This window comes from Ehrlichia japonica (genome assembly GCF_000632845.1).
Classification (GTDB): domain Bacteria; phylum Pseudomonadota; class Alphaproteobacteria; order Rickettsiales; family Anaplasmataceae; genus Ehrlichia; species Ehrlichia japonica.
On the sequence record NZ_CP007474.1, the window covers coordinates 738,378 to 750,581 of the forward strand.

Annotated in this window: 8 protein-coding genes; 5 read left to right on the plus strand and 3 right to left on the minus strand. The window is 28.9% G+C overall.

Features of this window, described 5'->3' with window-relative positions:
* Window positions 1-77: 77 nt before the first annotated feature.
* Window positions 78-2,561 (plus strand): response regulator, encoded by a 2,484-nt coding sequence (locus EHF_RS02975; RefSeq protein WP_044195049.1) that lies wholly within the window; start codon window positions 78-80, stop codon window positions 2,559-2,561.
* Between the two features lie 117 nt (window positions 2,562-2,678).
* Window positions 2,679-2,999 carry a divalent-cation tolerance protein CutA gene (cutA, locus tag EHF_RS02980; protein WP_044195052.1) on the plus strand — a complete coding sequence of 107 codons (321 nt, stop codon included), beginning with the start codon at window positions 2,679-2,681 and terminating at the stop codon, window positions 2,997-2,999.
* A 386-nt stretch (window positions 3,000-3,385) separates the two neighbouring features.
* Here the strand turns inward: cutA and EHF_RS02985 are convergent, their stop codons facing one another.
* Window positions 3,386-4,234 (minus strand): 4-(cytidine 5'-diphospho)-2-C-methyl-D-erythritol kinase, encoded by an 849-nt coding sequence (locus EHF_RS02985; protein WP_044195054.1) that lies wholly within the window; start codon window positions 4,232-4,234, stop codon window positions 3,386-3,388.
* A gap of 426 nt (window positions 4,235-4,660) precedes the next feature.
* Between EHF_RS02985 and dusB the strand changes: the two genes are divergently transcribed.
* Both dusB and rpoD read left to right on the plus strand, forming a co-directional pair.
* Window positions 4,661-5,614, plus strand: a complete 954-nt coding sequence (dusB, locus tag EHF_RS02990; RefSeq protein ID WP_044195057.1) for a tRNA dihydrouridine synthase DusB — start codon at window positions 4,661-4,663, stop codon at window positions 5,612-5,614.
* Window positions 5,615-5,863: 249 nt separating this feature from the next.
* A complete protein-coding gene (rpoD, locus tag EHF_RS02995) occupies window positions 5,864-7,732 on the plus strand; it encodes an RNA polymerase sigma factor RpoD (protein ID WP_044195060.1) in 1,869 nt (622 codons plus the stop codon).
* Window positions 7,733-8,283: 551 nt separating this feature from the next.
* On the opposite strand, the gene dnaG is transcribed toward rpoD, so the two are convergent.
* Both dnaG and EHF_RS03005 read right to left on the minus strand, forming a co-directional pair.
* Entirely contained in the window at window positions 8,284-10,050 is a 1,767-nt protein-coding gene (gene dnaG / locus EHF_RS03000) for a DNA primase (RefSeq protein ID WP_044195063.1), read from the minus strand.
* Window positions 10,051-10,567: 517 nt separating this feature from the next.
* On the minus strand, window positions 10,568-11,527 hold the full coding sequence (locus tag EHF_RS03005; protein ID WP_232228930.1) for a class I SAM-dependent methyltransferase: 960 nt from the start codon (window positions 11,525-11,527) through the stop codon (window positions 10,568-10,570).
* Between the two features lie 122 nt (window positions 11,528-11,649).
* On the opposite strand from EHF_RS03005, the gene EHF_RS03010 reads away from it, so the two are divergent.
* Window positions 11,650-12,204: a hypothetical protein gene (locus EHF_RS03010; protein WP_044195067.1), complete on the plus strand. Its 555-nt coding sequence runs from the start codon at window positions 11,650-11,652 to the stop codon at window positions 12,202-12,204.

Genomic DNA, 12,204 nt, shown 5'->3' on the forward strand with positions numbered 1-12,204 from the left:
GCAGTACAATATTCATATAGCAATCTTAGGCATTTATATTATTATATACTTTTAGTAAGTATTATAGTTATGTTAAAATGAAAAAAAGGCATACTGATAACACACAAGACAATAAAGTAGACTTTGTAATAAGAAAATATGGATTATCAGTATGTAAATTATCTATTTTTTTAATAGCTCCATTATTGTGCATATCCAGTTTATATCTCTTTAATATATACGATAGTTATATAAACATAATTATTAATTTCATATTCACCAGCATCAGTATATTGGCAATATCAATACAATTACGGCAATACTTGTATATCATTGCTTCTATAGAATACCAAAACATGATCTTCGCTAATTCCTTAAATCATAATACGGAATTCTGCCTGATAATAAAAAATGATGGGAAAGTTGTATATGCTGACGCAAGGTTTTACGAAAGATTTATAAAAAATCAAGAAAAGAAATTAGATCTATTTGATATATTAAAACTAGGTAATATTAGTAAGCAAGAAATTGAAGCATTTAAAAACGCACTAAAAAACAAGTTATCTGTTAATACATACTTCTGTTTAAATACAAAAAATAAAATCTCTAACTTTACATTAATATTAGATCCAGTATTAGAGAATCCAGAAATAGAAATTAGTTATGTAAAAACTACAAATCTGTTCTTTGCTCCACTTGCAAGACCACAAGAATATTTTGTACTTAAAGCTATAAAAATTACTAAAGAACAAGTATATGAAAGATTAATACAGAAACATTGTGTAGGCGCATATCTACTTAACCATAGAGGAGTAATATTATCTGTAAATGATACTTTCCTGAAAATGTTTGAATTAAATTCTATAGAGAATGGCACTACATTTGCTAATTTTTTAACAAAAAATTATAATAAGGAAAAAATCATAGACAATAACACAGTTACTTTATCAACAACTACTGGAATTAAATTTAAAGCATATATATCACAAGCTGCATTTTATGACAAAAATAACCACAGTTACATTTATGGTCTCCTAACTCCAGTAAACTCCGACACTCTTAATTATCATTTACACCCATGTTTTATAGAAGCACCAATAGCTATTCTACAATGTAATACAGATGGTAAAATATTAAAATCAAATAATACACTAAAAAGACTAGTTAAACATAGTAAAGAGTATATTTTTGAATACATATTACCTTCATACAATAAAAAAATTAAAAAATATTTCCAAAATAATATTGTAAAAAATATGTCATTAGAAGCACAACTCTATAACAATTTATATGTAAAAATTTATTTTAACAAATTTATACATCAGAATAATATGTTTATTATATGCTACATCACTGATAGCGAAGATCGTAAAAATCTAGAAATACAATTAGAACAATCACAAAAAATGCAAGCTATCGGACAATTAGCTGGAGGGATAGCACATGATTTTAACAATATTTTAACAGCAATAATAGGCTTTTGCGATCTGTTATTGATAAGACATACTGCAACAGACCCTTCTTTTTCAGATATAATGCAAATAAAACAAAATGCAAATAGAGCAACAAATTTGATAAAACAATTATTAGCTTTCTCAAGAAAGCAAACCTTACAACCTAAAATTTTTGATGTAAATAACATCATTGCAGATCTATTACACATGATAAAGAGATTAATTAATGAAAGTATAGAACTAAAGATTCAATATGAACAAAATATTAACTTAGTAAAAGCAGATTTATGTCAACTAGAACAAGTAATTATTAATCTTGTAGTAAATGCAAGGGCTGCAATGGAAACAGGAGGGCAATTAACTATAAAAACCTATAACACTAAAACAGATGCTTTAAAGATATTATTAAAAGACATGTTTTCTCCGGATAAAGAACAAATAGAAGATGGAGAATACGTTGCAATAGAAGTTTCAGATACAGGACATGGCATGGAAGACAAGATAATGAAAAAAATCTTTGATCCATTTTTTTCTACAAAAGAAACAGTTGCCGGTATAGGGTTAGGTTTATCTACAGTATACGGAATAGTAAAACAAACAGATGGATATATATATGTTAAAAGTACAGTAAATTTAGGTACCACCTTTATTATCCTTATCCCTACGGTACATTTATCAAGCAGTAATGACATTGAAATACCATACAATAAATATTCAAACGAAGTAAGTACTGTACTACCAGAGATCAGTACTTCAACAACTATTTTATTAATTGAAGACGAAGACCCTGTCAGAATATTTGTTACAAGAGCATTAACTAAAAAAGGATTTAAAGTCATAGACATAAGCTGTGGAGATCAAGCATTAGAAATAATCAAAAAATATCCTATAGATATTGTTATCAGTGACGTAGTAATGCCAAAAATAAGTGGTCCAGAAATCGTAGAAAAAATACTAAAAGTTAAACCAAATATTCAAATTATTTTTATTTCTGGATACGCCGAAGAAGTATTTAACAAACACAATAACATAAATGCAAGCAAAATCAATTTCCTATCAAAACCTTTTACTCTTAAGCAACTTACAGAAAAAGTATTAGAGATATCAAATAACCATTTACAAAACTAAATTCGGTCCTAATACATTTTCACAAAATACATAAAAACACAGCTACTTATAAAGTATATATAGATTGATTTTTATAATAAAAACATATAAATATCTGAATCATAATTAAAACTATATATGCAAAATATTTCTTTAATCTATACAACTGCCCCTACTTATGAAGATGCATATCACATAAGTAATATTCTTTTAGATAATAAGCTAATAGCATGTGCTAACATATTTAATAATGTTACATCAGTATACCTCTGGGAAAATGAAGTACATAATAATACTGAATGTGCTATTATATTAAAAACAACAAATAACTTAGTCCAAGATACCGCAAATAAAATACAAGAAATCCACCCATACGATACTCCTGCAATCATTATTATAGATTCAATTAATGCAAATGACAAATTTATACAGTGGGTAAATCATTGTACTGTTTCATAAATCCGCTATCACATTAAAAACGACAAACCTACTCCAGTAGCAGATAAAATCTATCTTATCCCATTATAGTACACCTGCAATCATTACGATAGATTCAATTAATGCAAATGACAAATTTATACAGTGGGTAAATCATTGTACTGTTTCATAAATCCGCTATCACATTAAAAACGACAAACCTACTCCAGTAGCAGATAAAATCTATCTTATCCCATATAGTATAATACCTGCAATCATTACGATAGATTCAATTAATGCAAATGATAAATTTATACAGTGGATAAACCATTGTACTGTTTCATAAATCCGCTAATGCAAATGATAAATTTATACAAGTAAATTAGGTAATTGTACTACTAAAGTACCAGTAGAAAAATACTAAAAATCTAAAGTATTTTAGCATTAAAAACTATCCAATCAGGACGTGTCATTTGTAATTTCCTAGCTGCATCTTCAGCATGACTTAATTCGTTAAACAAAGCAAAACATGTTACACCACTACCAGTCATACGTGCAATCACGGAATTTTTTAATTTCTTTAATACAAACAATATTTCTTCTATTTCAGGAACAAACCTTAATGCTACCTCTAATAAATCATTTTTAGAATTATAAATTAATTCCATCCAATCATCTCCTTTTACAGGAAGTTTATCACATATTGAAGGAGAGTAAGTACAACTCTGATAATTATTAAAGATTTTTGCTGTACTTAATGCCTTACCTCTTGGAGCAACAAGTATAATATATTTTGGCAATAACAAATCAGGTAATAACAATATATCTTCCCCTACCCCTTTAGCGAAAAGGGTCTTTGATTCTAAACATGCTGGAACATCACTTCCAATTTTTAAAGCTAAATCCTGTAATAATCTGTAATCAATATTCCACATATTACCTAATAAACGCATAATAGCAGCAGCATCAGCTGACCCACCTGCTAAGCCTGCAGATACTAAAATGTTTTTTATAATACTTACAGAAACATTAGGACGTATAGCACTATGCTTCAATAACAATTCTATTGCTTTATATACAGTATTATTATACTGACTAATCTTAAAATTTGAGAAATAGACCCCACTCTTTGAAGCACCAACATCAACTTCCAATATATCGTAAACATTCACAAAAACAAACAATGATTCTAAATAATGATATTGATCATCTCGTTTACCAGTAATATGTAAAAACAAGTTAACTTTTGCTGGTGCTTTAACTAAAAACTTTGACATAATTATATTACCATCAACAATATGCTACACATTAGCAATAATGCATACCATATAGCTTGTAAAGTATCTTCAGTGATTACTAAATAAAAAAGTCCTTTAATAAATTCTAAAGATGTAAACACTGCAACATATAATTATAAAAAGTATATCATTAGGAAAATAACCATAACTAATTGGAAACTCTGTACTACAATTTGCTTACCTATTACCCAAATAGTTTATTACTCTCTTTAATATATCAAGAAATTCTATCAAAATCTGGTATCTTTAAATAGTACAACAATATATTAAAAATATTTCATCAGTACTTGTTTATTATTACTAATTAATTTATAATACAAACACCCCATAGCAAAATAGACCTTTTCTATCAAATTGGGGCATTTTTATTTACATCAGTATATAAACAAAAAGATTAACAAGTATATGGATATTAGCCAATTCATATCAGACTACCCAGTAATATTAGCACCAATGTCTGGTGTGACTGATCTTCCATTTCGTACTCTTATAAAGAACCTGGGTGCTGGACTATTAGTATCAGAAATGATCGCAAGTCATGCAATGATTATACAAACTAAACAAAGTTTGCAAAAATCACAAATTCAAACTAACACTGCTGTACAACTATCCGGATGCAACCCCACAATAATGGCAGAAGCTGCAAAACTTAATGAAGACATGGGAACAAAAATTATAGATATAAATTTTGGATGTCCTGTTAAGAAAGTAGTCAACAGTTATGCTGGCTCAGCACTAATGAAAGATGAAATTACAGCTGCAAAAATCCTAGAATCTGTAGTAAAGGCAGTCAAGATTCCAGTAACACTAAAAATGCGTACTGGATGGGATAGTAATCACCTAAATTCACCTCAATTGGCTAAGATTGCTGAAGAAACTGGAATAAAAATGATAACAATACACGGTAGAACAAGAACACAAATGTTTACTGGAAAGGCAGATTGGAAATTTATTAGCAATATCAAGAAATGTGTAAAAATTCCTGTGATAGCCAATGGAGATATAAAAAACTTACATGATATAAAAACATCACTAAAAGAATCACAAGCAGATGGTATTATGATAGGAAGAGGAATATACGGAAAGCCGTGGTTTATTAATCAAGCTTTACATTTTATAAAATCAGGTACTATTTTACCTGATCCTTCTCCATCAGAAAAATTGCAAATTATCACAAATCACTATGATCACATGATAGAATATTATGGAAAAGACATCGGAACGAAAATATCAAAAAAACACATAGGATGGTATAGTGCTTCTCTAGATAATTCAGCAGAATTTAGATCTCAAATAAATTGCTCAAATGACCACAATTTTATTAGAGATAAAATAACAGATTTCTTTTCACAAAATTAATATCTTTTTTTACACAGTAAATTAACATTTAATTGTCACTTTAATACATGTATCCAATAACATTTCATATTGGAAACGTGCTTTTTTACAAATTCAGTATTCTACATCAGAAACATATTTTTGTTTAAAATGATAAACAAATATCTAATTGTTTGTTTAATACACATGCCCTATAAAATTTTATGATTGACAATATATTTATAGTATGATATCAGGTTGAGTTTGTCGTTTCTGAATATTAATTATTTTATGAAAGATCTACAAACAGATAAAGAATTACTCAGGACTCTTGTAAGCAAGGGACTAAAACAAGGGTTTGTTACATTTAACGATATCAACGATGTTTTCTCTGATTATGTATTATCATCTGACAACATAGATGAAACTATATCAATGCTTCAGGATTCAGGTATTAATGTACTTGAACAAAGCGATGAAGATGAAGCAAATAGTATAGTAGAAGAAAACAGAATCAAAGAGGATATGGATGAGGATGAGGTATCAGATACAAACATAAAATCTTGGGATTTTGGGCAAACGGATGATCCTATACGCATGTACCTATGTGAAATGAGTTCAGTTGAGTTACTATCTCGTGAAGGAGAAATTGAGATTGCAAAAAAAATAAAATCAGAAAAAGTAAATATGCTCAGATCACTAGTAGAATCTCCAGTAGTATTACGCACATTTATGTCATGGCGAGATGATTTAGTAAACGAACAAATAATGTTAAGAGATTTAATAGATTTAGACGCAAATTATAGATACGAGTTCCCAGAAAAATTTTCAGATACTGATGAAGCTAGCGTTTTAGATTATGATAAAGATTTAATAGATGAACCTGACGAAGACCCAGATATATCAGAAGATGAAGATGAAGAAAACGTTTCAATAAATACTTCAATACTAGAAATGGAAAATGCGTTATTACCCAAAGTAATAAGTATCCTAGACTCAGTTATTGCATCAGCAGAAAAAATTTTAGAACTCAAGAAACAACATCAAGGCAAAATCAACAAAGATATTGAAAAACAATACAATGATCTACATGACAGTATATGGGAAATGATATATCAAATTAAACTCAGTAATTCTGCCGTACTATCAATCACACAACAAATCTATAGTTTAAGTAAATCAATTGCAGCAGAAGAAGCAAAAATTATTTCTCTCGCAGAGAGTTACGGTATACAACGCAAAGACTTTTTAGATGCATATAATACTAATTCTGTATTGAAGAAAAAAGGTATTTCTCCTCAATGGGATAATATGTTATTAAATGAAGAAGGCAATATAATAAGTATGTATAGCAAAATTAAATTACTTTCTGGAGAAGACAACCTCACCGAATTTAAAGCGTTAGTCACAAAAATACAAAAGCACGAGCGTGCAGCAAATCAAGCAAAGCAGGAGATGATAAAAGCAAATTTAAGATTAGTAGTATCCATTGCAAAAAAATATTCAAATCGAGGCCTACAGTTTTTAGATCTAGTACAAGAAGGAAATATTGGATTAATGAAAGCAGTAGATAAATTTGATTATAAACGTGGATATAAATTCTCAACTTATGCAACATGGTGGGTGAGACAGGCAATTACTAGAGCAATAGCAGACCAAGCACGAACCATTAGGATTCCTGTACACATGATTGAAACTGTAAATAAAATCAATCGCACATTGAGACAAATGTTACATGAAATGGGTAGAGAACCAACCCTAGAAGAATTATCAGCAAGATTAAATATTAATGTAGATAAGATACGCAAGGTAATGAAAATAGTTAAAGATCCTGTAAGCTTAGAAAGTCCTATAGGAGATGATGATAGTAGTACTTTTGGTGATTGCATAGAAGATAAGCGTGCAGTAAAACCAGAAGATGCAGCAATACTCGCAGATTTACGAGAAATAACTACAAAAGTATTATCAACATTAACACCAAAAGAAGAGAGAATTTTGCGTATGCGGTTTGGAATAGGTAAAGGAGGAAAAGATCATACTTTGGAAGAAGTAGGAAAATTATTCAATGTAACAAGAGAACGCATACGACAAATTGAGGCAAAAGCTTTACGCAAATTACGTCATCCAAGTCGTGCAAGAAAGCTTAGAGGATTCTTCTAATATCTACCTCTTAAGTGATTATTAATTTTAAAAGTACATGTAATTTTATAAACTGGAAATATATAACGGTACAGTTTTTCCAAATATATCTACCTATACAAAAAATTAATAGGTTCTCGTTCATAAAAATTGAAGTCATCAAAATAATACATAATGTACAAGACATTATAAACAATATAACTAAACGTTTATACTAATATGTAAAAATTCACAAATATCCTTTAAGAAAATAAAAACTCTACAACCTGCAATGATATATCTTAACTATTCAAAAACATTTTTGATTCTTCTATACAAAACTCACAACACATCTATACTAACTGTGATATTTTAATATAAACGCTGTTTAACATCATAAAAGCATTCATAAAATCTCTTATCAATTTTCTCAAACTGTTATTGCACAATCTACGTAATATACATACAAGTTATCCCTAAAACCAAAATACATCAAAAAATAAATACATTAGAGTAATACAAAAACTATTTTTCTTTTAACAATATATATAAGATTATAAAATTCCCTTATACAAACACCCACTTTTCAACTTTTAATAATTCCATAACTCTCTTAATCTGTTGTCTATTTCCTGTGCTTGATTAGATAACTTTTCAGCAAGATCCCGTTTTCCTTGCAATTGCAAATCCAAGATTTCTGTTTGAATACATTGTAAATGATTTAAAAGCATTATTTTTTCTACTTCTTTCTTTGAAACATCTATATTATAGTTTCTATTTTGTAGTAACATAAAATTTGATGTAGACATTTTTTTTGAAACAAAATCTGCTATATCATCTAAATTACTTTTCTTTAACTCTAAAAGTAAAATCTCCTTAGATATCACATGGTTACATAAAGTAACTTTTATATTAATAATATTCTGTTGTAGTCTATATACATCCTTATTACTTATATTAAAATTAGAAAATTGATCAAAAATAATTGGATCATCAAGCAGTTCTGGAAATTCCATTATGATGTATACTACTCTTAACTGATTATATTCTTCTAACAAAAATTCATCATTTATATACTTTAGCTTATTATTTGCTCGGTTAACTGAACTACCACTATCTAAAGTCTTACTTTTATCCTTTGAATACTGTAAATTACGAATTTGAGAATAAAAATATTTCTTGTAATATTTCATAACACTATTATCACCAATCTGGTCAAGATAACGTTTAATTTTTGCTTCTAACATGACACATTGTTCAGGCATAATAGTATTCTTATTAACACTAACCTTAGCAAGCTCATAATCCCAAATGAACTCCGATAATAATTTTGCATTATCTAACAAAGTAATTGCACTATCAATACCACCATTGATACAGATATCATAGGGATCCTTTCCTGTAAAAACATCAACAAATTTTATAATACATCCAGGTTTAACCAAAGATAATGCAAGAGATGCAGATTTAATGGAAGCTATTTTCCCAGCAACATCACCATCCATCCACACTATAATTTCCGAAGTTATTCCCCATAAATATACTAGATGTTCAGAAGTCATTGATGTTCCTAACAACCCAACTACATTACTAATTCCTATCTGATGAAGCATTAGAACATCCATATACCCTTCTACCACTATAATTTTTCCTTGTTTCTTTGCATCACGTATAGCAAGATGTGATGCATAGAGATTTTCTCTCTTTTGAAAAAAAACATTTCCTTTAGAATTCAAATACTTAGGAGTCTGTATATCAACAATTGATCGCCCACCAAACCCTATAACATTTCCAGAAAAATTACAAATAGGGAAAATGATCCTATTATAGAAATAATCTTGATCTTGAGAATTTAATAATCCTGTACTTCTAATATCATCGACATTAAATCCTAAAGATAATAAGTATTTACTCAAACCATATGCTGGAGCATACCCTAACCTAAACTTCTTTACTGTACTACCAAAAATCTTTCGACTTTTTATATATTCTATGGCTATATGATTAGTATACAATTGTTTTTCAAACCACAATGTTGCAGCATCCAATATAGGACTTAAACTTACTTTCTTATTAGTATTTTGTGGCAAATCAATACCATACATCTCTGCTAAGTAGTCTATTGCACCCCTAAAATCTAAAGCATTAATATCAGAAATAAATTGTATAACATCCCCATTTGCTCCACAACCGAAACAATAGTATAACCCCTTCTCATCACTTACAGTAAAAGAAGGTGTCTTTTCACTATGAAATGGACATAACCCAATAACACTATTACCTCTTCCAGTCAATTTAACTCTCTGCCCAACTACATCAGATAGCTTAATTCTACTTTTGATAATATCAACAACATTCATGCTACATACTACAGACAGTATAATCTTTTAATAACAAAGCTATTTTTTTTACTATAATAAATAGAGCTACAATTCACTATAGAATAATAGAAGGTTATGATAACCAAATCTAGCACATAATGCAATTGCAGCCATCTAATTATGATTAGATAAGATTTTAAATAGAGTATAGCACACCATTTTCAATAAAGTCCGTGGAATAACATGCTACTATAAAAACACGGCAGGAGGAATGAAACTTATTGATAATCACAACTACCATAATTTACAAAACACAGGTATTAATGTAACATGAATAAGTGATAGTCAGATGTATCCTAATGGAACACATCACATTATTTTTTTCAGTAGAGCTTATAGAAATACATTCATGCTATCATAAAAAACACAGAAGAAGTATGTGAAACCCATTGATAATTATAATTATTACAACTTAACAAAACATACAAAGCAGTATTAGTGTGACATGGACAAGTATGATTTCATATTTTCTCTCAATCATAGCAAAACTACAACTTTATCGTGGATTTACTAAAAGTACTTTAAACATACTACCCATATTCTCAGTCAATCTTAAAAAACCTGTCATTAAATTCTGTTTTTGAGTTTCTGTAGCATTTTCAATAAGTACTTGTAGTCTTTCTTTAATACCAAAACTGTATAAAAAATCTCTTTGAGTCATAATAATTGATCTGAGAGTAGACAAACTGTTATGTAGTACATCAAAATTTACATATGCAGTTATATCACTTTCTCCTATATTTCTAAATAAATCATTATATCTATGATTCTTTATAGACTGTATAGTACTTTCATATGGGCAATTTACATATCCATAATCAATAATGACTGCTGCCCCACCACTTTGTAAAATCTTATTTTCTATACATTTTATTATAGAAACAGCTTCATCACATATTTCTATTACCGGGTTTTTAATATCACTTGATATTTTAAACATCTTATCTACCCTTCTATAAGCAATTTTAAATTCATTGTTTTCTACTGCAACATACACCTCACACCAAGAATTACCGATATACATAAACTGTCTAATAGGTAAAGCATCAAAAAATTCATTTGCTACAAATAATACCGGATAATCTGGCACATCTTTTATATCCTTACACCAGAATATCTTCTCATCTTTCAAAACACTTCGTTGTAATTTTTCTAATACAGGACTTACTTCAACAAGATAAACAATCGTTGCTGCATGGCATTGTTCAAATTTTTTCAAAACTCTAATGATATCACTTATTAATGTTCCCTTACCAGGTCCTAATTCTACTATAACAAATTTAGATGGATACCCCATTTTTTGCCAACTCAACAATATCCACAATGCAATAACCTCTCCAAACAATTGAGATATCTCAGGAGCAGTAATAAAATCTCCATGAGCACCAAAAGGTATTCGAGTCATATAATAACCATGATGTACATCATAGAGAGCAATTCTTATAAACTGCTCCATTGAGATAGCACCACCGCAATTTAATATAATTTTTTTTAAATAAGAATCCATAATTAATTAATGTATTATTTACATTAACATGATACAATAGAGTAAAATGGGTTGTAAATTTTTATATTACTATGATGTTATCTATTTTTCAGAAACAACTAGGCTGGCAATTTACAGATTATATAGGAAATGGTGTCTATAGCCTGTATAGTGCATTAACTGCTATTAAAGATAAATGCAATCCTTATAGCAAAGTAAATCAATCAGATATCAATATGTCATTTACTACTTTACATAAAAATGACGTCAAAAATGTAATGGGACAAGAGTACAGTAACACAGTAAATGATCTATCTAATGCAGATTTATTAGACCAACCAACAGCTAATGAAGAAATATTATCACAAGATAATAGCAATAGTCATAATATTGAAACTCAGAAATATGACAATAATAACATCATGTTATATGATGAAGAAATTAGCTACGAAATGGCGTATAGTTTATTGCTAAATTTAGTTAACAATGATATTGAATTATTGGAAGAAGCTCTATTAATTGCAAAGACTTTAGTCAGAGAAGGAGTTTTAGTTGCTCCAGAATCTAGAATAAGAAAGAATATTACTCAGATAGTCTTACACAGCATACGTAAGCGAACAGTTCAAAGTTCAGGTTATTCAAGGTAA